The sequence below is a fragment of the Pseudalkalibacillus salsuginis genome (assembly GCF_021646685.1).
Classification (GTDB): Bacteria; Bacillota; Bacilli; order Bacillales; family Fictibacillaceae; genus Pseudalkalibacillus; species Pseudalkalibacillus salsuginis.
On sequence record NZ_JAKJHW010000002.1, the window covers coordinates 913,897 to 936,777 of the forward strand.

Annotated in this window: 18 protein-coding genes; 7 read left to right on the forward strand and 11 right to left on the reverse strand. The window is 41.8% G+C overall.

The features are described from left to right. Positions 1–605: 605 nt before the first annotated feature. Entirely contained in the window at positions 606–935 is a 330-nt protein-coding gene (locus L1611_RS09465) for a hypothetical protein (protein WP_236312816.1), read from the reverse strand. Positions 936–1,087: 152 nt separating this feature from the next. On the opposite strand from L1611_RS09465, the gene L1611_RS09470 reads away from it, so the two are divergent. Continuing rightward, positions 1,088–2,419 carry a helix-turn-helix domain-containing protein gene (locus L1611_RS09470; RefSeq protein WP_236312817.1) on the forward strand — a complete coding sequence of 444 codons (1,332 nt, stop codon included), beginning with the start codon at positions 1,088–1,090 and terminating at the stop codon, positions 2,417–2,419. A gap of 323 nt (positions 2,420–2,742) precedes the next feature. On the opposite strand, the gene L1611_RS09475 is transcribed toward L1611_RS09470, so the two are convergent. Both L1611_RS09475 and L1611_RS09480 read right to left on the reverse strand, forming a co-directional pair. After that, positions 2,743–3,336, reverse strand: a complete 594-nt coding sequence (locus L1611_RS09475; RefSeq protein WP_236312818.1) for a hypothetical protein — start codon at positions 3,334–3,336, stop codon at positions 2,743–2,745. Continuing rightward, positions 3,333–4,259 (reverse strand): hypothetical protein, encoded by a 927-nt coding sequence (locus tag L1611_RS09480; protein WP_236312819.1) that lies wholly within the window; start codon positions 4,257–4,259, stop codon positions 3,333–3,335. Before L1611_RS09480 ends, L1611_RS09475 begins: the two co-directional genes overlap by 4 nt. A 213-nt stretch (positions 4,260–4,472) precedes the next feature. Between L1611_RS09480 and L1611_RS09485 the strand changes: the two genes are divergently transcribed. Further along, on the forward strand, positions 4,473–5,483 hold the full coding sequence (locus L1611_RS09485; RefSeq protein WP_236312820.1) for a S8 family peptidase: 1,011 nt from the start codon (positions 4,473–4,475) through the stop codon (positions 5,481–5,483). A 270-nt stretch (positions 5,484–5,753) separates the two neighbouring features. On the opposite strand, the gene L1611_RS09490 is transcribed toward L1611_RS09485, so the two are convergent. The 6 genes from L1611_RS09490 to nadB form a co-directional block, all read right to left on the reverse strand. Then, a complete protein-coding gene (locus L1611_RS09490; protein ID WP_236312821.1) occupies positions 5,754–7,019 on the reverse strand; it encodes an MFS transporter in 1,266 nt (421 codons plus the stop codon). A 387-nt stretch (positions 7,020–7,406) separates the two neighbouring features. Continuing rightward, a complete protein-coding gene (locus tag L1611_RS09495) occupies positions 7,407–8,339 on the reverse strand; it encodes a prenyltransferase/squalene oxidase repeat-containing protein (RefSeq protein ID WP_236312822.1) in 933 nt (310 codons plus the stop codon). Positions 8,340–8,465: 126 nt separating this feature from the next. Continuing rightward, the gene (locus L1611_RS09500) at positions 8,466–9,101 is read right to left on the reverse strand and encodes a YczE/YyaS/YitT family protein (protein ID WP_236312823.1); all 636 of its coding nucleotides are present in this window, start codon (positions 9,099–9,101) and stop codon (positions 8,466–8,468) included. Between the two features lie 665 nt (positions 9,102–9,766). Beyond that, entirely contained in the window at positions 9,767–10,876 is a 1,110-nt protein-coding gene (gene nadA, locus L1611_RS09505; RefSeq protein WP_236312824.1) for a quinolinate synthase NadA, read from the reverse strand. Positions 10,877–10,878: 2 nt separating this feature from the next. Further along, positions 10,879–11,715: a carboxylating nicotinate-nucleotide diphosphorylase gene (gene nadC / locus L1611_RS09510; RefSeq protein ID WP_236312825.1), complete on the reverse strand. Its 837-nt coding sequence runs from the start codon at positions 11,713–11,715 to the stop codon at positions 10,879–10,881. Continuing rightward, positions 11,684–13,237: an L-aspartate oxidase gene (nadB, locus tag L1611_RS09515; RefSeq protein ID WP_236312826.1), complete on the reverse strand. Its 1,554-nt coding sequence runs from the start codon at positions 13,235–13,237 to the stop codon at positions 11,684–11,686. The genes nadC and nadB overlap by 32 nt, the downstream gene beginning before the upstream one ends. 111 nt (positions 13,238–13,348) lie before the next feature. Between nadB and L1611_RS09520 the strand changes: the two genes are divergently transcribed. Both L1611_RS09520 and L1611_RS09525 read left to right on the forward strand, forming a co-directional pair. Then, positions 13,349–14,491 carry an IscS subfamily cysteine desulfurase gene (locus tag L1611_RS09520; protein WP_236312827.1) on the forward strand — a complete coding sequence of 381 codons (1,143 nt, stop codon included), beginning with the start codon at positions 13,349–13,351 and terminating at the stop codon, positions 14,489–14,491. A 233-nt stretch (positions 14,492–14,724) separates the two neighbouring features. Further along, positions 14,725–15,486: a sulfotransferase domain-containing protein gene (locus tag L1611_RS09525; protein ID WP_236312828.1), complete on the forward strand. Its 762-nt coding sequence runs from the start codon at positions 14,725–14,727 to the stop codon at positions 15,484–15,486. A 78-nt stretch (positions 15,487–15,564) separates the two neighbouring features. Here the strand turns inward: L1611_RS09525 and L1611_RS09530 are convergent, their stop codons facing one another. Continuing rightward, entirely contained in the window at positions 15,565–15,843 is a 279-nt protein-coding gene (locus tag L1611_RS09530) for a hypothetical protein (protein ID WP_236312829.1), read from the reverse strand. 303 nt (positions 15,844–16,146) lie between these two features. On the opposite strand from L1611_RS09530, the gene ytvI reads away from it, so the two are divergent. The 3 genes from ytvI to L1611_RS09545 all read left to right on the forward strand — a co-directional run bounded on the left by ytvI (position 16,147) and on the right by L1611_RS09545 (position 22,259). After that, complete coding sequence (gene ytvI / locus L1611_RS09535; RefSeq protein ID WP_236312830.1) at positions 16,147–17,178, forward strand: sporulation integral membrane protein YtvI; 1,032 nt, start codon at positions 16,147–16,149, stop codon at positions 17,176–17,178. Between the two features lie 211 nt (positions 17,179–17,389). Next, the gene (locus L1611_RS09540; protein ID WP_236312831.1) at positions 17,390–19,582 is read left to right on the forward strand and encodes a PAS domain S-box protein; all 2,193 of its coding nucleotides are present in this window, start codon (positions 17,390–17,392) and stop codon (positions 19,580–19,582) included. Between the two features lie 1,051 nt (positions 19,583–20,633). Continuing rightward, positions 20,634–22,259, forward strand: coding sequence for an MDR family MFS transporter (locus L1611_RS09545; RefSeq protein WP_236312832.1), 1,626 nt, complete (start codon positions 20,634–20,636; stop codon positions 22,257–22,259). Between the two features lie 504 nt (positions 22,260–22,763). Here the strand turns inward: L1611_RS09545 and L1611_RS09550 are convergent. Beyond that, a partial coding sequence (locus L1611_RS09550) for an IS3 family transposase (protein WP_236312871.1) occupies positions 22,764–22,881 on the reverse strand: 118 nt, incomplete at its 5' end.

Below are 22,881 nucleotides of genomic sequence, written 5' to 3' on the forward strand. Positions count from 1 at the left end.
AGCGACATCTACCCTTTTCATATACTACCCCTATGTATTCCATAATAATGATTCATTCATTTCGAGCCAACTTCTCGATTATCCTTTTTCGATTTAAAGGTATGATATTACACTCGACCTTACGTTGCTTAGAAAAGTTCCCCCTCCCGTACCTAAAATGACAACATACAACAGCTGAGTCTCAAAGAATTATGGAAAGAAGGATGGACTTTCGTATTGAAACAACACGTAATCTTCACTACGCTGGGCAGTTAAACTCGTTGATTTTCTATTTCAAGTCCTCCTTCGTTCCTTTAATATTGGAAATTGATGAGTATAACGGGAATAGGGTTGTTCTAACCATTCCTTAGATGAATAGATTATAGCAATTCAATAAGGTTAGGTGATAACTAGTGGAGTAAAGGTAACCGGGTTCGGCTTTAAAGGGGTAGGTTGCTGAAGTCAATTATTATACATCTGCTTGTTGAATTAGGGGCGGTATTTGGATCGTCACCTTTAACTTCGCTCTACAAAAGGATCTCTAAACATATGGTCGTGGTATGTGATTGAAAAAGTGTAGACTTGTTTCACTGGGAAGGCATTACTAGGGGTATTTCGAATGGCTTTTAAAGGGGCAATGCTGGGGAATCAGGCCAAACGGGATCTGATTCTGCAAGTGTCGGGCTGTCTGGCCAAACAGGATCGTCCTCGGGTTCTGGTCCATCAGGCCAAACGGGATCTGATTCTGCAAGTGTCGGGCTGTCTGGCCAAACCGGATCCTCCTCAGGTTTAGGTCCGTCAGGCCATACTGGGTCGGATTCAAATGTAGATGAACTCTCCCACGGTGAGGTTTTATCCTCGCCTCCGCCATCATAAGCTTGTCCTCCTAATAGAACTCCTAGGACCATCACTCCACAACCGGACAGAAGAACCATTTTTTGAAACCATTTTGTCATAAAGCACCTCCAAATAATTGAATATTTTTACATTTTTATGATAATTTTAATATTTTAAATTGTCAATGCTTTTTTGAATAATATATTTAATTATTTAAAAATTCTTTCAATAAATTTACATTATGGTAAAATGAAATTGGGAGGCGATTTATTTGGAAAGTAGTGTAGGACTAAGGATTAAAAGGTTGAGGAAAGATTTAGGACTTACCCAGGGAGATTTAGCTGGGGATCAATTAAGCCGTGCCATGTTAAGCCTTATTGAACGAGATTTGACTACCCCCTCCCTCCGGACGATTGAATACTTATCTCATAAGCTAGGTGTTTCCGTTGGTGATCTGCTAGGGGAAATCAAAGACACTTCCGTTTCTTCAACCACTTCAGAGGACATAAAGAAATCACTTAATATTTGTACAACGCTTTACAAAGTCAAGAAATATAAGGAAGCGGAATCTCGGTTGAAAGAACTCATCACGATTGAACATGTCCCCTTCCCTGAAAAATGGCTGGCGCATAAACTGCTTGGCCAAATATATGAAAAACTGGATGAAGATGAAAAAGCACTGATCCACTTCAAGGAATCCCTCTTTTATTTGTCTTCTACAGATACGAATGAAATTGTAGAGGTCTATTATTACAAGACTTTATCCAATCGAAAGCTTGGAAATTATAAAGATGGAATTGCGGCTGCCCTCAATGCTGCTGTACTTATCGAATCCTATCACACAAAGGTAGACAGTCTTCTTCAAATCAAACTTCTATATAACCTCGCCCTTTGTTATTGCCGTGTAAAAGAGTTCCAAAAAGGGCTTGATGTAATCAATAAAGCGATCGGAATCATGGAAGTGAATGAAGTCACTTATTCAAACGGGCATTTTTATATGTTGAAAGGTCTGGCGGAATTATATATGAACAAGTTTGCAGAAGGAATCGTTTCGACAAGAGGAGCGATTAAATACTTGAATCTCCATGAGCAGCCGGAAAGATATCTGGGCTCCAGAATCAATTTAGGGATTCTTTTACGAAAACACAACAAAATCGATGAGTCACTGAAGGAACTCCATGAATGTCTGGATGAAGCTTTAAAAGCAGATGTACCACGGATAACGGTGAATAATTACTATGAGCTTGCCCTGTCTTATCTCTACATGGAGAACATGAAACAAGCCGAATATTTTGCTAAATGTGGTTTAGCCCTCGCCAAACCAAGATCCCATTTGCATGGTCAATGCCATTATGTACTTGGTAAAGTATTGATGAAACTAGGAAACTATAAACAGGCACTGACAGAAATCATGAAATCCGAATCGATTTTCCAATCACAAAAAAACGAGTCATGGGTGGCACTGGTCATGTCCGAAAAAGCGATTTGCTATGCAAACCTGAATGAATATAAAAATGCTTTCCAATTTTCACTGCTGGCAAACCAGATGTTGCTGAAACAAGACATGAGGCTCATAAGTACCGAAATTCCGGTAATGAGTTGATTCGTTCACCTTGAAGGAGGAATCAACCTGTGAACAGAGGTAGAAAAGTAGTCTATCGCGGTAGAACGTATATAGTGATATGGAGATATGATTCCGGATACCTTGAGATAAAGGGTGACTTCAGAACATACCTTGTTCACGAAAGAGACGTTAAATATGTAGGATAGACAAAAATCGAATATCAATCAACAAACATAAAAACGCCCTGGTGCTTATGGCTCTGGGGCATTTGATGCTTATATCCCTCTGATTGTCATTTTAGTTCTCTTGTCCCCCTGAATCAATACTACTATTTTTTACAGGATAAGCTTTTTTCAGAGATATCATGTGTTTGAATCTGTCGTTTGCTCCAGTGTATCTAATCGTTCTGTTTCCAATGTTCTAAATCGGAACAACAGTATGAGAAGAACAATATCCATGATCAGACCTACACCTATCAAAACAAGTCCTGCTCCGGTCCTGATATCACTGTCGAGATTCATAAGGAATGGTTGCATACAAGAAACGATCAACATTGCGATAATATAGACTTTGGAAGTCTTCTCCGTCTTTTTCAGCATCTCTTCATCCCCAAACTTTTTAGCTAACTTCATCATGATTTGGAACACATAGAAGACGAGGATCAGTTTCCCTATCCCTAAGGCACTCATATATAACTGCCACCCATCACTCATAATTGCCCCGGTGATATCAGCATTTGACTGCTGGACGAATATCGTCGGAAGTGAAAACGCGAAAAGGATGATCGCTATTAGACGTGACCGATTCCTTATTTTATATTCTGACCATATCTTCTCAAGTGCAAGGTAAATGAAAAAGTATCCCAAAGGATCTGGCAGGATATCTAAAGCGATGATATTGATTTCAACCAATACAAATAAGAAACCCAAAAACATTTTTGTGAAGACCTGCTTCATCGATCCTCCCCACCTTGCTGCTCTGAAATAAGTTCGTTTATATCTTTCTGATCTAAATGGGGCTCATCCCAAATGTGAATCGGAATCTCGAAAGCTTCCCCTTCTGCTGAAGTTCCTTTGATCCAGACGTTGAATCTTAAATACATTTTACTGTCGTCATCCACTTCCGTATAAAAGCTCACCCAGTCGTCCTTTCCAATTTCAATTGGAAACTCGATATCCTGTATAGATGTGCCATTGACCTTGCCCCATGGCCTATTCAAATCTTCATGATGGTCTTCAGGATCTTTTTTCACAGGGGGATGCTTTACTTGTGGAGCATTGACTTTCATTTCAACCAAACCTGGGAATTCATCTAATAACGGGATCTCGACCTTTTCAATCAAAAGTGCTTCTTTTGCTGACATTTCAAATTTGCTGCGACGGTTACTGCTACTTCCACTCAATTTAAACTTAAACGGCGGCTTCTGGGGTAATTTCCCACTTAAATTCACATATCCGATATCCACAGCCTGTTTCAAGCCAGAATCAGCGTTGAAAGAAGGCGTAATTTCAGTAAACGACCATTCGTTGTCGCTTGCCCTTTCAATCGGAAGTTTGCCTTCATGAATCTCTACTCTTAAGGACCGTAATTGATGGTGGATGTACTCGTCTTTATAAATGGGGCCTTCGTGCTGGAACATGGAACCATCCCAGGATGAATGAAAATGGAGCCCATTTACAGAGATGCCATCTACCGTCCTTGTGTCCCCCTTATTTGTAACATAATAAAACTCTAGAGGTGTCCTTTCCTCAATTGGAATCTCATAATAATGTTTCAAAAAAATAGGTTGGGCTAATTGTTTAGATTTTAAATATGTATAATTCCCTGTCCACATCATAACGGCCGCTATGATCGCTACCCAAAAATACCTCTCGTTCAAAAAAATCCCCCCTATGAAACTCAACACCTGCACATTTTACCATATTTAGGTGAGAGGAAAGTTATACAAAAGAATTGTAGATAGAATTTTACACTATCCAACAGATAATCAGGTATTTCACACTATTGTATTTTTACATCATTTCATTTATAGTTTGATTATTCAGAATAGTTTTATTGCATTCGATGATTATATTAAAAAGGAGGATGAAAAATGACTGATGTCCGACTGATTCCTTATCAAGTGGAAGAGATCATCGAAGAATTGACGAATATCCCTGAAGGTGTCCAGATGATTGAAGCTCCTGAATTATGGGACAAGGCTGACAAGGGTAAAGGGAACGTCGTTGCAATCATTGATACGGGTTGCCAAACAAACCATCCTGACTTAGAAGGGCGGGTGATTGCGGGCCGTAACTTTACAACTGACTATAATAGTGATCCAGACAATTATTTAGATAACAACGGACATGGCACTCACGTTGCTGGTACCATCGCTGCGATCGGAAGAGATAACCGGATTGCAGGTGTTGCCCCCGAAACCAATCTGTTGATATTGAAAGTATTGACCAAGCAAGGAAGCGGCAGGATGGAATGGATTGTCGATGCAATTCGCCATGCTGTTGACTGGACTGGGCCTGATGGAGAAAAAGTGAAGGTCATCTCCATGTCGCTTGGTGGTCCTCAAGGTACTGATGAATTACATGATGTAATCAAATATGCTGTCGACAATCATGTATGTGTCGTTTGCGCTGCAGGTAATGAAGGTGACAATCAAGAGGATACTGATGAGTTCTCCTATCCAGGTGCTTATAATGAAGTCATCCAAGTCGGCGCAGTTGACTTCCAGCGAAGAATCGCCCGGTTTACGAATACGAACGATGAAATCGATTTAGTTGCACCTGGCGTCAATGTCTTATCAACGTTTCCAGATAACAGGTATGCCAAGTTATCGGGAACCTCCATGTCAACGCCACATGTATCCGGTGCTTTGGTATTATTGAACACCCTTACGGCAAAGGAATTCGGGCGTTTCTTGACTGAGCCTGAGTTGTATGCACAGCTCATAAGGCGGACAACCCCGCTTGATTATTCTAAGAAAGCTGTTGGGAATGGTCTCCTGACCCTCGGGCTCGTTGATAAACTCGAAAGTTTGTTCAATCCCTATACGAAAATGTGGGAAAAAGAAGGTAAGAGCATATTGATGGCTGAAAGACGAGCTTAGTTTGGCAAACAAGAAAAGCGTAAACGCCCTGTCCACACGAAGGGCACTGGAAGTCCGTCGAGGAGGCTCGAACCAAACAAAGTTCGGTTCTGCGTGGGTAAATCCTTCGATCTAAATCAATGTGTCGACCGCCGCAGGAGGACTGAAGTGATCCAAGTTGTTAGGCGTTGAAGCTAGACATCACTTCATCGAAACAAAATTTTTACACTCTTTCAAAAAGAGGATGACTTTCATAGGGGAAACCCTGAAAGTATCCTCTTTTCTATTTCTCTAAGCTTTTTCAGGTTTTGGAGATATGAGGGCAAAAATAAATCCGAGTATAGGAAAAACCATGGTCAGCAAAAGGATTTCTGTATAACCCCCAAAAAGGTCATAAGCAAACCCATACGGCAGTGGCCCGAATGCTGAACCAATTACCATTGTCGTCATCGCCAATCCTTTTATACTTCCTAAATGCTTACGGCCAAAGTAATCTGGCCAAATAATCGACAAAGTAATCCTCTCTAAACCATTTACCATACCCCATACAACACCGAATAAGATCGCCATCCAATATGACTCTGTATATATAAGGATGATAACGAATGCCAACTGGCCAAGAAAACTTACGGACAGGACCACATTCACTTTCACTCTTTCAAGAATAAAACCCGAAACCATCGTAATCGGGAAACCGATGATAGCCATAAGGCTTAAAATGAAAGCGGCTGTCCCCCTGCCTAAACCGCCTTCTGTGAAAATGGAAACGAGGTGGAATGTAATCCCTGTATTCACTAGTGCCGGAATACTGACACAAAACAGGATCATCCAAAATTGCCTTGTCTTCATCGCTTCCTTCAGTGTCCAGGAAATATCGTTCGGGTTTTCGTCTTCTATTACAGTTCCGTCTTCCCTGAGTTGCCTTACGGTATTATCCGGCTTAAGCCCCATGTCCTCAGGACGGTTTTTCATGAAGAGGAAGACAAGCGGTACGAAAATCAACAGAATGGTTGCTCCTAATATACGGAATGCAACCTCCCAGCTGAATGCACCTATAAGCCATGCGGTAAGTGGAGGGAATAAAGCTGAACTTAAGAATCCTCCGATGGCCATGAAACTGAGTGCACGTCCACGTTTCTCAATGAACCATTGAGGTACGAGCGTATTCGGAACAAGCGTCATTGAACCTTGCCCGAAAAAACGTAGCATGAAAAAACCGACGAATAACATCGCAGGCATGAATACAAGGCTGTTCCAAAAACAAGCCACAGCAAGCATCACACCGATAATCAGAGACATCCTGCGCTGTCCGTATTTATCTACAGCTCTGCCTATTAAAAAGAGTAAAGAACCAGACAAAAGCGTTGCGCCGGAATATATTCCAGAAACTAGTGACCTGCTCCATCCGAATTCATCAATATATGAATCAATGAATACTGCGTTGACGTAGGTTTGGCCAGGTCCAGAAAAGAATAAACCAAGGCCGCCTAAAAAGACGATGATCCATCCATAGAAAAAGGAGAATCGTGATTGTATGTAGTTGCTGACACGGTTCATAGCTGCCACCTCAAGTCTGTTCACTTGAACATTTTAACAAATCCTTGCTGGTAATCCTAAAATTCTGACTTGGGATGGGGTATAGATTAATACTTTGGAGTCTTTATCTCTCCTTCATTAAATATTCACTCTTTATACCTTCAACCTTGTAAACTATTTCATCATGAAGATATTGAATAAACAAAAGGCAGCCTACTCCTAGGCTGTCCTTTGTTATTATACACCTACGTTATGCCCCTATTTGACTGCAGCATCTAGGATATGTTCCCGACAAACTTCGTACCGCCAAAAACTAAAATATCCATCTCCTTACTTCTCCATTTTATTCTTTTAAAGATCTAAGGTGTATTGTGATGCTTATATATGGGTGTCTACTGGCTTATAACTTCAGGATTGAACAGGTTGCTTTTCATACCGGTTGTATGCTTTTAAAAGTTTTAAATTTTCGTAGGTTAAGATTCCCTTCCACTCATCCTTCGCTTTTGTCCAGTCCTCTTCAAACTGTCCCCATTCCCAATTAGGATGCCATGAGCCGTCAGCCTGTTGTTGTTCGATGATATAATCAAGGTTCGATTCAACAGCTTCGCTCATTTCTTTATAAAACAGTGAGTTTGGATGTTCTGCTAATTGGACTGGATGCATCCCATAATGGGCCCATTGTTCGCGCTTCAAATTTACTAGTTCAGGGATGTGTTCCTTCACCTTTTCCACAATCATGTCTCGGTTCGATTCGCTTAACTCGTCTGCTAGCCTTAAATAACAAAAGGTTTCATGCATGTCCAGGGTATCGAGCGCTTTAAAATGTGCAAGGGACCTCGCTTCCAGATTTTCACGCATTTCCACTTGCGAGAGTTCTTTGTAGCGCAATAAATAACCGGTCAATTCAGCGTTCGGATTTCCCCAGGCTGCTTCCACCATTACACGTTCATTTTCGTGGTCGTAATGCCACCAAGGTGCATGAGGGACATCGTTCACTTCAGGTGGCACAGCATGCCATCGGCCTTGATCCTGATCATAGCTTACAGTCAAAAAATCCATAGCTTCCTGGACCATTGGATAATCAGCCGAAACCTCTAGCTCTTTGAATATTTGAAAGGCCTTTGACGTTGCCATTGGCGAAGAAGTTCCCAGCTGAAAATCTGGCTCCATCCGGTTCCCGAAACCTCCATCTGCATTCTGGTAGTTTTTGAGGGCCTTCAATACATCTTCCTTTGATCCGTCCTCGAAGTGGTAGCGGAATAATGCTTTTTCTAATTCCCGCCCATTGTTTATAAGGTACTTTTTTGCACGGTGGAATGAACCTTCATCCAAGCGTTTCATTATATCCTCCTCATTAAAACGAAAATATGTTCGGTATTAAATTTTCGGGATAGAAGCTGGTTCTCCTTCTTTCATAGGGAGGATGAAACTGAAAAATTTTGCAGTGATACTTAAGATCCAAAACCCTCAATTGGAAGGACACTTATACAATCGGCTGTCGATTAATTGTTTCAGAGAAGTAATATATTTGTCGAAAAATCCGATGATCGGTCCTACACAAATGACTACGATCAATGTACCGATTCCGACCGGACCCCCAGCTATCAGTGCAAGCATCAAGATGAAAACACCGGCAATCGTCTTGGCTACTGCAAGCCTGTATCCATATCGCTTGTGAAGGGCGATCATCGTACCATCAACTGGGATCAATGCCAAATTGGAATGCAGATAGATCGAGATCCCCAATCCAAGCAACAGTAGACCTGATCCAAGCACTGATGCCTTCAACAAAAGGCCCGTTGGTTCCCAAACTGTCCAAAGAGTAAAAAGCCAGAAATCAATGAAAATTCCCGTGATCATTGCGGTTACAATCGCAAAATAAGATGGTTTCGATTTCTGAATCCATGCGTTGAGAAAGACGAGGATGATTCCTCCGATCACTTCCCAACTGCCGACAGTCAAGCCAAAATGCTTCGTCAATCCAACGTTCAATGCATCCAGTGGAGAAGCACCTAATCCGGAGACGATCGTCGCACTGATACCAAGAGTCATGATGAATAGACCGATGACAAAAAAGCTGATGTTCTCAAGTGTTCCTTTCACAAGATCTCCCTCCTTCTCCGCGATATCGTATTTCAGCTCTATTTTATTAAAAAGAATTTATCTAAAACAAGCATTATGCACCAAAAATACGCCCTATGAATCTTTCATACGGAAAAGATAAATTCGATATGATTAGTAATAACAAGTAGATGGGAGACTGCAAACAAAAGCATATTAATGAACATGAAGTATAAGCGATTTTACAACCAATTTTCAACATTATAAAAGCAGAGCCCCACGCCTAAAATTTAGAGATTGAACTTGTGGAGCTTGGAGAAGGTACAGCAACTGCGGAGGTGGGAGCGAGGGTTCATAAGCTAATAGCCATCACACAATACATGGGGTGATCACTTTTGCCATTACAAATTATGTATAAGCAGCCGCATGGAATTCATAAGGGAAAACTTCTGTAATAATTTGAGTTTGCTACGATAAATTTTAGGTTTGCTACGATAAATTTTGAGTTTGCTCCGAAATATTTTCAACTTGCACCGATAAATTCCACATTTGCACCGATATCAGAAAGAGACAAAGAATACGTCACATAAGCTGACCCGCAAAAAATGGGGCCCGATCACACAACATGAGATATAAACGGATGATTAATGAGCTTATGTTGTAGTGGCCGGGGACCCTCATCTTTCAAAGGAGTCAGCCTACTTACATTATATGGATTTATTCAACATACGTTCTAGTGCAATTTTTGCCAAATCAGCGGTTTCCTTATCCACCTTGATCTGATTGATCACTTCACCTTCTACGATTGAGTCTAATGCCCATAACAAATGGGGAAGATCGATCCGGTTCATGGTGAGGCAAGGACACATATTCGGATTCAATGATACGATGTTTTTGTCGGGATGGGTTTGGATCAGCCGATTGACGAGATTCATTTCTGTACCGATTGCCCATGATGAACCTGCTGGTGCATTTTCGATCGTATCAATGATCTTTTTCGTCGAGCCATTGATATCCGATGCTTGCACGACATCAAACGTGCATTCAGGATGAACAAGTACAGTCACATCTGGCATCTCTTTTCGGACTTGCTTGATGTTTTCCATCGTGAATTTTTCATGGACGGAGCAATGCCCTTTCCATAAAATCACTCGTACCTCCTCAATCGGCCCATCACATTCTAAAATATTCGAAATCGGATCCCATACCGCCATCTGTTCCAGCGGTACACCCAGGTCGTAAGCAGTGTTCCTTCCTAAATGTTGGTCCGGTAAAAACAGGATGCGCTCCTTTTTTGTCAATGCCCACTCGACCATGGCCTTCGCATTCGAAGAGGTCACTGTGGCTCCCCCATTTTTACCGACAAAGCTCTTGATGCTTGCCGTCGAATTGACATAGGTGAGCGGGATGATCGTATCCCCGAACGTACCCTGCAGCATTTCCCACGCTTTTTCGGTCTGATGGATATCCGCCATATCCGCCATTGAACAACCGGCCCTCATGTCAGGCAACACGACAATTTGATTATCGCTTGATAAAATGTCCGCTGTTTCCGCCATGAAATGGACACCGCAGAAGACGATATATTCGGCTTTTTCATTTTCAGCGGAAAGTTGCGCAAGCTTCAAGGAATCACCCGTATCATCTGCAAACTGGATGATTTCATCCTTTTGATAATGGTGTCCTGGAAGATACAATTGCGCTCCCAACTGTTCTTTGATAGCTTGGATCCGAGAAACCATTTCAAGTTCACTCAATTGACGATAATGTTCCGGCAATCCAGTCTTCTTCGCCTGTAAAATATCTAATACGCCCATCCTTAATCGACCTCCAATTCGAGACTGATGTCCAGCCCTCTTGCTGAATGTGTCAATGCACCCAATGAAATGAACTGCACACCGCAATCCTTATAAGTTCCCAGTGTTTCGAGGGTAATTCCTCCTGATGCTTCAGTAGCGATATGATCTGGTACCAATCCCGCCATTTCTTTTATTTCCTGCGGGGATCTGTTATCGAACATGATGATATCCGCTTTCGCCTCGACGGCAGCCTTTACTTGTTCCACTGATTCTGTCTCCACTTCGATCTTCGTCATCGGGCCGAGTGCCTTTCGAACATGTTGAACCGCATTCTTAATACTTCCGAACATTGCGATATGGTTATCCTTGATCATAACTCCGCCATCGAGTGTCATCCTGTGATTCACCCCACCACCACAACGGACCGCATATTTTTCAAACATCCGTAGACCTGGTGTCGTTTTACGGGTATCGCAGATTTTCGTGTCAGAGCCTTCCAGGAGACTTATTGCTTTCCCCGTCAACGTTGCAATCCCTGACATCCGCTGGATCAGATTGAGGATCACCCGCTCCCCTTCTAGAATCGATACGACAGGCCCTGAAATTGTCGCGATGGTTTCCCCTTTCGTCAATTGCGCCCCATCCTGCACATGAAATTCAACCTTTATTTGTTCTGAAATGAGATTGAATCCTTCACGGACAATCGGCTCTCCTGCAAAGACCCCTTCCTCTTTCATGAAAAACCGACCTGCTCCCAATTGATCAGGCGGAAACAATAACTGGCTTGTAAGGTCGGAAGAAGCGATATCCTCAATAAAAAATCTTTCAAGCTCCTGCCGTACTTTCAACCGATTCATAGCACTCTTTCCTCCTCTTCACTCTTCGCTGCTGCCATTTTTCCCTTTGATACGGATGATCTGTACGATAATGGCTGCCGCGGCTTTCCGTTCGCTGCAAGGCTGAGCCCGCAACCAACCAGCCTACTAAAATCTGATTTCGTTTCTTAATATCTTCTAAACTAGGAAATTCGTGTATCACAGTTGTATTTAGATATCGTTCAAACCATCGGACAGCCTGGTTCAAACCACGTTCATCCCGTTCAATTCCGATATGATTGTTCATTATTTCACGTATTTCTTCAAACGTCGGTGAATCAGCTAGTACCTCGATTCCTTCCCACTCTGCTTCTAGCGTAAGCTCAACATCAGTTTCAGATCGTACCGTTTGGGCTAACCGATTTGCGAAGACAACCCCTTCCAACAAGGAATTGCTTGCGAGTCGATTTGCCCCGTGCACACCCGTATTCGCTACCTCCCCAACAGCATACAAACCAGTGATTGAGGTACGGCCGCCCACATCTGTTCCAACGCCCCCCATAGTAAAATGGGCACCAGGTGCAACAGGGATCAATCCTTTTTCGATAGAAACACGATTTTTTGCACATAAACGTGTGACCGTCGGAAAACGCTTCTGAAAATCATTGATGTTCCTGATATCAAGGAATGTTTCCTTACCAGCCATTTGAGCCCTGTAAAGGACACGGGAAACGACGTCACGCGGGGCTAAATCCTCTAGTGGATGCTCATTTTTCATAAGCCGGTTGCCGCTTTCATCTACTAAGGCCGCTCCTTCACCTCTGATCGCTTCGGTTACAAGGCCGACACTCTTCCCATCATCATTCACTAACAGCGTCGGATGGAACTGGATGAATTCCAAATCCGTCAGTTCTGCACCTGCATCATAGGCGAGGGCCAATCCATCTCCTGTTATGGTCGAAGCATTCGAGTTCAATGGATACAGACCTGATAAACCACCGGTTGCCAAAATGACAGCGCTGGCATAGGTTGCAGTCATTTCACCAAGCTCATCCATGCTCCAAACACCTATGCATCTATTGTTTTTAACGATCAGTTTTAGCACTGTCTCCCCTTCGACGACGAGGTTCTTCTCAATGATTCTCTTTTTCACAGTGTCGATCAGATGTTTTCCTGTTGAATCACCGCCGATATGAAGGATACGTGCATGGCTGTGAGCCCCTTCTTTTCCATATTGATAAGTCCCATCTGGTTGGCGATCGAATTGGACGCCGAGCCCAACAAGCTTCTGGATCATTTCAAGCCCATCTGTTACAAGTTGCCTCGCCGCAGCTGTTTCGTTATGGAAACAACCGGCTTGCAACGTATCCAGAAAGTGATCATACCAGGCATCCTTTTCCTGCACCGCAGCTGCTATCCCACCTTGCGCTAAATAAGAATTGCTGTCCTCCAACCTTTTCTTTGTGAAAATCATCACATTCTTTTGTAAAGAAAGAAGCTCTGCAGTCATTAATCCAGAGAGTCCGCTTCCGATGATAAGGACATCCGTTTTTCGTGTTTTCATAAAAGGACCTCCCAGACAGTTTAGCAAATCAGAATTATTTACATGTGTCTTGACACCTATATTTACACAAAACTAAACTTATAGCAAGAGGTTTTCTTTAGGAGGTTACCTATGATTTATTTGGATCACGCTGCAACGACACCTATAGCGGAAACAGCATTACGTGTATATTCTGAAGTTTCCAGAAGATATTTCGGGAATTCATCCAGTCTCCACGATATTGGAAGTGATGCTGAAACATTACTTGAAGAATCCCGCAGACAACTTGCCACCCACTTCAACGGCAATCCAAAAGGGGTCTATTTTACAAGCGGTGGATCGGAAAGCAACCATCTGGCCATTGTCTCGATAGTACACGGCAATGCATCCAAGGGGAAGCATTTGATCACGACGGAGACTGAACACGCATCGGTCGCCAATACCTTTTTACTTTTGGAAAAGGAAGGTTTCCAGGTTACGAAAATACCTGTCGACTCAACAGGTATCATAAAGGTTGAGGCTTTAAGAGAAGCTTTGGAGGAGGATACGATCCTTGTGAGCATCGGACACGCCAATAGTGAAATCGGCACTGTGCAGCCTTTAAAAGAAATCGGCATGCTCTTACAAGAACACGGCATCCTGTTCCATAGTGATTGTGTTCAAACATTCGGGAAAATTCCGATTGATGTGGAAGCCATCGGTTTGGATAGCATATCCATCTCAAGCCATAAAGTGTATGGACCTAAAGGAGTCGGGGCGTGTTATATTGCCCCAGATGTCTCCTGGTACCCCACCATTCCAGGCTCATCCCATGAAAATGGATTCCGTGGAGGTACTGTGAATGTCCCAGGTAATGCTGCTTTCGTCACTGCCGCTGAGCAAATGATAGAGGGGATGTCCCGATATGAAGCACACTTCCGTAAGTTACGGAACAAGTTTATGGACTTCGCAAAGCATGAGGACCGGATCGTCGTTGAAGGACAACTTGCTGAACATCTGCCTGCAATCATCGGTTTCCGGATAAAAGGTATCGAAGGGCAATATATTATGCTAGAGCTTAACCGAAAAGGGTTCGCAGTTTCGACTGGATCGGCATGCTCAGTCGGTAAACAATCCCCTTCAAAAACGATGCTTTCACTCGGCAGATCACCTGACGAAGCTAGAGAACTCGTCCGTATTTCGTTCGGAATTTCAACCTCGGAAAAAGATGTTGAAGCCTTTGTCCAGGCACTCAAGGGGATTGTTTCAAGTATGAAACATGCTAAGTCCGTATAAGTAGAAATAGGAGGAGTGGTGTATTCCTAGAAAAGTTGAGCGGAATTCTGGAATTTCTTGAAGTCATCGTGGAAAAACACTCCACAATCCTGCAATATAATAATTATGTACCATTAAACAATTCATAACTTTTGTAAAATTTCGCCGTATCTCTTAGATGATGGTCCAAGCTCTTTTCCTTATTCCACCATATGATAAATATGACTATTGATACGGAAGAAGGGCGCAATCTTATGAAACAATATGGAAATAAACAAATCCAACCTTTCTTTGCCAATTCCATCGCCAAAAGCGGCACACATCTATTACGGCCATTATTGGAGGGAATTCCTTCCTTGAATCATCACACTTTCATCTACCCTGGACGACTTGACCAATTAGAGGAACATAGGAGGATCCTGGCTACGATGGCCACCAACCATTTCGCGAATGGGCATCTGCATTATTCACCCCAATACTCGGCACTTTTCAAGCATCTCAATATGAAACAGTTATTTTTATATCGTGATCCGAGAGACATTGTCGTTTCGTATGCCTACTTTTTCATGAAGTTCAAAGGCCATCCTTATGAGCGCTACTTCACCGAAAATAACATGAACATCAAAGAAAGATGCACGGCATTGATCAACGGATTCAATACTGTATACGCTCACCGTTCGAACATCAATATGTTCTATCAAAATTTCTTAGGCTGGATGTCTGAGGCGAATATTCTACTCGTACCTTATGAAAGTCTTGTCCACTCTAAAGAATCTCAGAGAAACGAACTCAGGAAAATCCTCCGATTCTTGGAGGTTGAAAAAAGGCCGATGAAAATCGAGGAGATCGTCAATATGATGCAAGCCAATGTAGATCCTGCCAAATCCCCTACATTCCGTAAAGGACAAGCTGGAAATTGGCAGATGATATTTGATGAAGAAATAAAGAATCAATTCAAGGCTATTGCAGGTGACCTTTTAATCAAGCTGGGTTATGAAAATAATCATGACTGGTAGAATCACTTAGTCTGTAAAAAAGCCTCTCTGAAGACTCCTTCAAAGAGGTTACCTAGCAGGTTCTATTTGGTTGTTCAGTTAAAAAAATAAGGTCTCTTTCAGATAAAAATACACATTCTGGAGCTTAAGGGTCGTTCCCTCGATCCGGTCGACTTCTTTTTCTGTTGCGACTGTAATCATGATCCTTGCCTCTCCATTCCTTTCAATCGTACCGTATAGCTCCTCTGTGGAGAAATATACGGTCTTTCCTTCCCTTATCTGTGAACATAAATCCTCGAATGATTGAATATAGGTTTTATTTTCGCTTTCTACTACTGTTTTGTTCACTTGAGCAAAACGTTCTAACCCAATGTTCAACATTCTCCCCCCTTCTTGCTATACTTGTAGAATAACAGAAATAAAGGTGTTATTATTATATAAATTGACAAAAAACGAATAAAATTTCATAAATAGTGTTATAGGAACAGACCTTTCTATTCATATGAATTCGAAACCCGCCTGTTTTACATAACTATATTACTATAAAATACCTATTTAAAATCACATCGTGTTTGTCGATTTTTTTAGAATAGCTGTTCTTTTCACTTTTAAAAGGTATAATAATGATAATTTATATTTGACAAAAACCAAATAGGTTTTTGTCTTTAAGGAGACACAAAGTTGGAGTTGAAGAAATACATTCCGTTCCTGTTACTTATCGGTTTCATTATTTTTCTAATTCCATACAGTATTCCGCTCGTGTTAGCTCTTTTGACAGCTATACTGCTTGAGCCTTTTGTAAAACTGTTGATACGGTCGTTTTCACTGAAACGGGTCTGGAGTGTAACCTTTACATTTACACTGTTTCTTGCTTTGATGGCGCTCGGTACGTATTGGGCAGTTACCACATTGGTTGTCCAGATCATTGATTTTACTGAACAACTTCCACAATACGCCCAATATATCTTTGAAAACGTTGAAAGCCTTGTTTTCCAATTGGAGCAGTATTATCAGGAAATACCCCCTGAATATGTTTCCACAATTCAGGATGCGCTTAACGATCTAAGGCAATTTTCAGTCGACTTCCTTTCGAATATCGCGAATGGCTTGGTCGGATTCCTTACAGCAGTACCGGTTCTGCTCATCAAGCTGCTCATTTATCTTGTGAGTTTATTCTTGATCAGCCTGGACCTTCCAAAGATCCATTCTGGGTTTCTCAACCTATTTTCTGAAAAAGCGAAAGAGAAAGTCCAACTCGTACTTCAACAGCTTTCACTTGCATTCATCGGTTTTCTTAGAGCTCAAGTGATCTTGAGTTTCCTTACATTCATCATCGCTTGGATCGGTCTATTGGTTTTGAACGTCAAATACGCCTTGGTCTTTTCTCTATTGATTGTCATTGTAGATATCCTTCCGATTCTCGGAGCAGGTTCGTTCCTTGTACCCTGGGCCTTGTACAATCTATATGTAGGCGATCAGCGGTTAGCGATCGGTTTGCTCGTCCTCTTCCTATTGATAACGATTTTCCGAAGGATCATAGAACCGAAGATCCTGGGCTCGAGCCTTGGAATCAGCGCTTTGGCGGCACTTGCAAGTCTATATATCGGTTTTGCCCTGTTAGGTATAGTCGGGTTGATCATCGGACCAGCGTTAGTCATCATCATAAAGTCCCTTGTTAAAGCGGGCTTCCTGAATGTTAAAATTGATTTTTAGGAGGTGGACCACGATTGGTCGACCTCTTTTTTCATAGCTCGGACTTTTGGCTTAATTTTCTTGGAACGATGAAAGTGAACTGTATTGATGACGATGTCTAAGGATAAGACCTAAAATAAACGTCACATTTAAGGAAGGAATATGAATAACATTAGAAGAATGCTTAATACTGATGACTTTTGTCGAAGTACCTGGCAAAGGGGGTGAAAAGTTGAAGCCATTTGAACAAACACTATTAGATAGTTATCCAGAGCCTTATATACTTCTTGTTTTTATAGATGAACAGCAAGGACACGTCAATTATATCAATGAAGCCGCAAGGGAAGTCCTTCAGACGGATAAAAGTTGTATCGGGCAACCTATTGAAAGGATATTCCCCAATCCGAAGACCTTTACCGATTCATGCAGACAAGCCATAGAAGATGGTCAACCAGTGATTCTCGAACATTTTTCCATTTTACCGAATGACCTCATGTTCGAATCAGTCAGAATAATGCCTTTATGTCCCCAAAGCGGTGCTGACTATTGTGGGGTCATTTTAGATACCCCATATAAAGCGACGAAGATGATGACAGATGAACGGATGTTGCAGTCTATTTTCCTGTCTTCTCCAAATGCAGTTTTAATACAAAATGTGGATGGGGAAGTGTACAACGTCAATCCAGCTTTCACGGAAATGTTCGGGTGGAAGGATTACGAGGTGATCGGTAACTCGGTCTCATTATTCCCATCCGGTTACGAGAAAGAATATGAAGAAATCGTACGCCAATTACGACAAAATGATACATATCTAGTTACGAATACAAAACGTGTACATAAAAATGGCATCATTAAAGATGTGTCGATCTGTTACATGAACATTTACAATCATAGAAGGGAACGGACTGCTGTAGCAAGGTTATACATCGATATCTCTAAACAGATCCTGTTCCATGAGAAATATCTTGAACAACGTAATTCTTATCAATTGATCACAGAAAATATGAAAGATCTTGTCGCTATTGTCGATTTATCTGGCAAGTTCGTCTATACATCACCTTCTCATCTGGACATTACGGGGTACCCTTCTGAATCCTATCTGAACATGAATGTTTTCAGACATATCCATCCTCGGGACAGGAGGCATGTATTCAAACAGATCCAACAATTGATTGAAGCAGGACGTTCTGCAAAGGCTCAAATTCGTTATAAACACGCAAGTAAAGGGTATATTTGGATTGAATTGATCGCTTCTCCATTGTATGAGAACCAGGCACCTTATGAAAAGTTTGTGATCGTCGGTCGTGATATAACCGAGCGAAAACATTCAGAAGAGGCACTACGTGAAAGCGAAATGAAATACCGCTTGATCCTTGAAAAGACTTCGGATTTCGTTGTCACATTCAATCAGCAGGGTAAGGTCCAATTTGTTTCTCCTTCATTGCAAAGCTGGCTGAAAAAAGCAACAATCACCAATATATACGGGTTCATGAATGATCATGTAGTGGATGAAGAACGTGGGTTATTGTATGAAATCATCCATCATGTTTTCAAAACGAAAAAAGCTGATCAGATCGCTTTCACAATTGATAAAGATGGTCACACATATACTTTCGATGCCATTCTGACTCCCTTGATTTCGAATGAGTATACGACTTATTCAGAGAATATGATTTTGTTGATCGCAAGGGACATTACGAAACGCCTTGAGGATGAGCATATTTCTATGCAATTGGAAAAGATGTCGACGGTCGGTCAGCTTGCTGCTGGGATTGCCCACGAACTCCGGAACCCGTTAACAAGTGTGAAAGGTTTCGTCCGCATGATTAAGGATGAAATCGATGATTCCCTTTTGACAAGCTATCTGGAGATCATCAGTGGAGAGCTGGATAGCATCGAACGGATCGCCGATGAATTCATGGATCTGGCAAAACCTCATGTCATCAGCCTTGAAGAGACTGAATTACATGAAATTATAGACAGCTGTGTTCGATTATTCGAAGGAACTGCCTTTTTACAAGGTATCAACATGGATGTCGAATACATCAATGAACAGAGAATCATGCTTAACTGCCAAAGAAATGCCCTGAAACGAGTTTTCATCAACATAATGAAAAATGCAATGGAAGCGATGGAAAAAGGCGGGGAATTGAATATCAAAATCCTGGCTAGAGATCCATATGTCGAACTTCTCTTCATTGATTCAGGTAAAGGGATTGAAAAAGAACGGCTGAAGTATATCGGTGAACCCTTCTACTCCACAAAAGAAAAAGGGATTGGACTGGGCTTGATGATGAGCAGGAAGATCGTCCGTGAACACGGAGGGAGACTTTCAATCGAATCTGAATATAATGAAGGCACAACCATACGTATCATTCTCCCCCTTGTTTCTTCAAAATCGACTGTCACCTCACATACTCATTAAAACGACAGGGCTCCCACGAAAGGAGCCCTGTCATTGTTCCCAGCAGAAAGACCAGCTATAAAAAATCAGATGAGGTTCATTATTCCTTTTGGCTGTTTTCGTTATAGATTGTGATCTTACAATTGGAAATATACTTGGTTTCCGCGAGGGAAAGAAAAGCGGAAGCAACCCGCTTAGCCACGAAAGTCACTGGTAGACTGACGAGGAGGCTCGAACCAAACAAAGTTCGGTTCTGCGTGGGTAACACTTCGACCTAAATCAATGTGTTGACCGCCGCAGGAAGCCTGGAGTGATCCAAGTGGTTTGGCGTTGAAGCTAGACATTCTTCCTGAATTAGCCTAATTGGGCAAGCCTTCTCACTTTGCACATGTCCTGGCTTCGACGTTCACCACAGAAGATGGTGGTTTTAGTCGAAGATCTTTTTAAAGGGTGGGTCGCTTGCGGGTTCCGCCTAGCTTCCTTTCTTTAAAGCATTTGCACATGACAATGAACTTTAACAGAGCAAAACAGAAGATTGACTTTTATAAAAATGAGCGTATAATAAACTTGGTTAATAGTTAACATTGTTAACTATTTGTGTGGTGAAGTAAAATGAGTGAGCGGGAAAAATTGATTGGCGGAATGGAAAAGTCCTTCAGGAAATTACTAAGGTCACATGGCGACTATTTTAGGAAAAGACCTTACTGGGAGGGAATTCATGTTCCTACAACACTTGTGTGATTCCGGTACATCAAAGGTATCCGATCTGGCTGAAGAGTTTCAAGTCAACTTAAGTCATATCACGAGCGTGACAGATAAATAATTGCAAAGAATCTGATTAGCCGAAGAGTGACAGAAGAATTATAGAGTTGCAAATAACCTCAGAAGGATAGTAAAGGTCCAACGAAAGCGTAATGATTATTCCAAACAACGATTCAGAGACTTGGAAATTAAAGAAATCAAAAAAATGATCTTTTTCTTCTTAAAATTGAAAAGGAGCAACTGACCTTTTTATCGGGTATTATTTAACTTCATGATTATTTCAATATTTGAAACGAACAGGAGTGGAAACATGGAACATTTAGATAAGAAATCAAAAATCACCATCATGATCGCGATCATGTCAGCAATGTTGTTTGCCGCGTTAAACCAAACCATTGTGGGGACTGCCCTTCCAAAAATCATTGCTGATCTTGGTGGAATGGAATACTTCAGCTGGGTGTTCACAGTGTTTATGCTAGCCTCCAGTGTAACTGCCATTTTAGTAGGGAAGCTTTCAGACATATATGGAAGAAAACCATTCATCTTGATCGGAATAGGCGTTTTCATGATCGGTACATTCCTTTGTGGAACATCTGATACGATTATCCAGCTTATTGGTTATCGAGCATTACAAGGTTTTGGTGCAGGAATGATCATGTCGACAGCATTCACAGCCGTCGGGGATCTGTTTTCTCCACGTGAACGTGGCCGTTGGCAAGGGATCATGGGCAGCGTATTCGGCCTCGCCAGTGTTTTCGGGCCGACACTAGGGGGATATATCGTCGATAACTTCGATTGGCACTGGATTTTCTGGGTCTTTCTCCCGATTGGCATAATTGCATTCGTTCTTATTTGGAAACTATTCCCTAGTGTTGAGCATAATCCATCGGAGAAGGTGGATTATCTCGGATCAATCTTTTTGACATTAACGATTCTGCCATTGTTATTGGCATTTTCTTGGGCGGGAGAAACATATGCCTGGGGATCACCTCAAATCATTGGATTGTTCATAGCGACTCTCCTTTCCCTGGTCATTTTCATTCAGGTTGAGAGAAAGGCGGCAAGTCCAGTCCTTCCATTACACTTGTTCAAAAACAGTATCTTTTCCTTGTCGAATGTAATCGGATTTATTTTAGGAATGGGTATGTTCGGTGCCATCATGTATACACCTTTCTTTATCCAGGGCGTGATGGGAACATCAGCAACCAAATCCGGTTTCATCATGATGCCGATGACCCTCTCAATGGTTACTGCATCTGCGATCGGTGGACAGATCATTACAAAGACAGGAAAATATAAAAAGCTTGCTATTATTGGATTAATAATCATGAGTGTGGGGATGCTTTTTTTAGCACAAATGGATGAAAGCACTTCGAACGGGATCGCGGTCGTTAACATGATCATTGTCGGGCTAGGGCTAGGGCTCAGTTTCCCTGTATTTACTTTGACGATACAGAACGCAGTATCCCATAAGTTTCTTGGCGTCGCGACTTCATCTGCCCAACTATTCAGGCAAATCGGTGGTACGATTGGAGTCTCGGTCATGGGTACGATCATGTCCCTTAATATGAAGAAGGAAATGACAGTCGCTGCAGAGGTTAAGACCAGTCAAGCTTTTACAAATCCCGATGTTGCAGAAAAATTCGAGAATCTTCAAGATCCTCAAGTTTTGATGGATCCGGAGGCTTTAGATCAAATGAGGTCCACTATGACTGCGGATTTCCATGGCATGTTCGATCAACTCATCTCCATGCTGCGGTCAGCACTCAGCCATTCGTTAAGCGAAGTTTTCTTGACAGGGAGCCTCGTGATCGCGTCTGCTGTATTTCTGACCTTATTTTTAAAGGAAATCCCATTAAGGGACAGTAACGCTGAAACCGTTGATAATAAAGAAAAATCAATCAACCCGAAGGAACGTTCTGTTCAATCCCATTGACACTTAAAGCTCTAGTTTCACAAATCTGACAAAAAATGTGCCCCCATCAATGATGGTGTAGATGAGAATAGTATTAGTAAGTGGGACGAACCACTTGATTAAAGTAAAATAAAGCTGCATGGCTAAGCTCAGTTGGAGAGGACCTCCCCTAAATCTTGGAACGCTTGGAACAACCGACCGATGAAAAGCTGTTCTCTTCCCTCTCCACTAGGCTAGTGCACAATCTTTTGAAGGGTGATGTTTTCACCCTTCTTTGTTTTTGAAGATATTTACATTCTGCATCATACAGTCTATAATTTGTTAAAGCCATAAATCATTTCAGGAGGTCATCATTTGTTTAAATTTTTCAAACAATTTGGAGCTGTGACATGGGCCTCTATCATGTTTTTAGGTACCCTCATTACTTTTGGGATCAACCGGAAACTGAGAAAAAAAGATAAGACTTAAAAAAGACTTCATGGTATTGTTGAACTGACCCAGTAGAATGGAACACGAAAAAAACACCTATGCTGCCGCAACCCTGAATTCAACGGGACTGTGGCAGTTTAATTTAGTAAACGGTCGTATATAGTTGTAATAATACATGTACGAATGTACTTTTTCTAGTACAATAGAATTTGTT

Excerpts from the sequence above, each read along its gene's own strand:
- nadA (WP_236312824.1), bottom strand. The coding sequence starts at position 10,876 with ATGGGCGTATTAGATATTTTACAGGCGAAGAAGACTGGATTGCCGGAA.
- nadC (WP_236312825.1), bottom strand. The coding sequence starts at position 11,715 with ATGAATCGGTTGAAAGTACGGCAGGAGCTTGAAAGATTTTTTATTGAG.
- L1611_RS09475 (WP_236312818.1), bottom strand. The coding sequence starts at position 3,336 with ATGAAGCAGGTCTTCACAAAAATGTTTTTGGGTTTCTTATTTGTATTG.
- L1611_RS09495 (WP_236312822.1), bottom strand. The coding sequence starts at position 8,339 with ATGAAACGCTTGGATGAAGGTTCATTCCACCGTGCAAAAAAGTACCTT.
- L1611_RS09545 (WP_236312832.1), top strand. The coding sequence starts at position 20,634 with ATGGAACATTTAGATAAGAAATCAAAAATCACCATCATGATCGCGATC.
- L1611_RS09485 (WP_236312820.1), top strand. The coding sequence starts at position 4,473 with ATGACTGATGTCCGACTGATTCCTTATCAAGTGGAAGAGATCATCGAA.
- L1611_RS09490 (WP_236312821.1), bottom strand. The coding sequence starts at position 7,019 with ATGAACCGTGTCAGCAACTACATACAATCACGATTCTCCTTTTTCTAT.
- L1611_RS09465 (WP_236312816.1), bottom strand. The coding sequence starts at position 935 with ATGACAAAATGGTTTCAAAAAATGGTTCTTCTGTCCGGTTGTGGAGTG.
- nadB (WP_236312826.1), bottom strand. The coding sequence starts at position 13,237 with ATGAAAACACGAAAAACGGATGTCCTTATCATCGGAAGCGGACTCTCT.
- L1611_RS09525 (WP_236312828.1), top strand. The coding sequence starts at position 14,725 with ATGAAACAATATGGAAATAAACAAATCCAACCTTTCTTTGCCAATTCC.
- L1611_RS09520 (WP_236312827.1), top strand. The coding sequence starts at position 13,349 with ATGATTTATTTGGATCACGCTGCAACGACACCTATAGCGGAAACAGCA.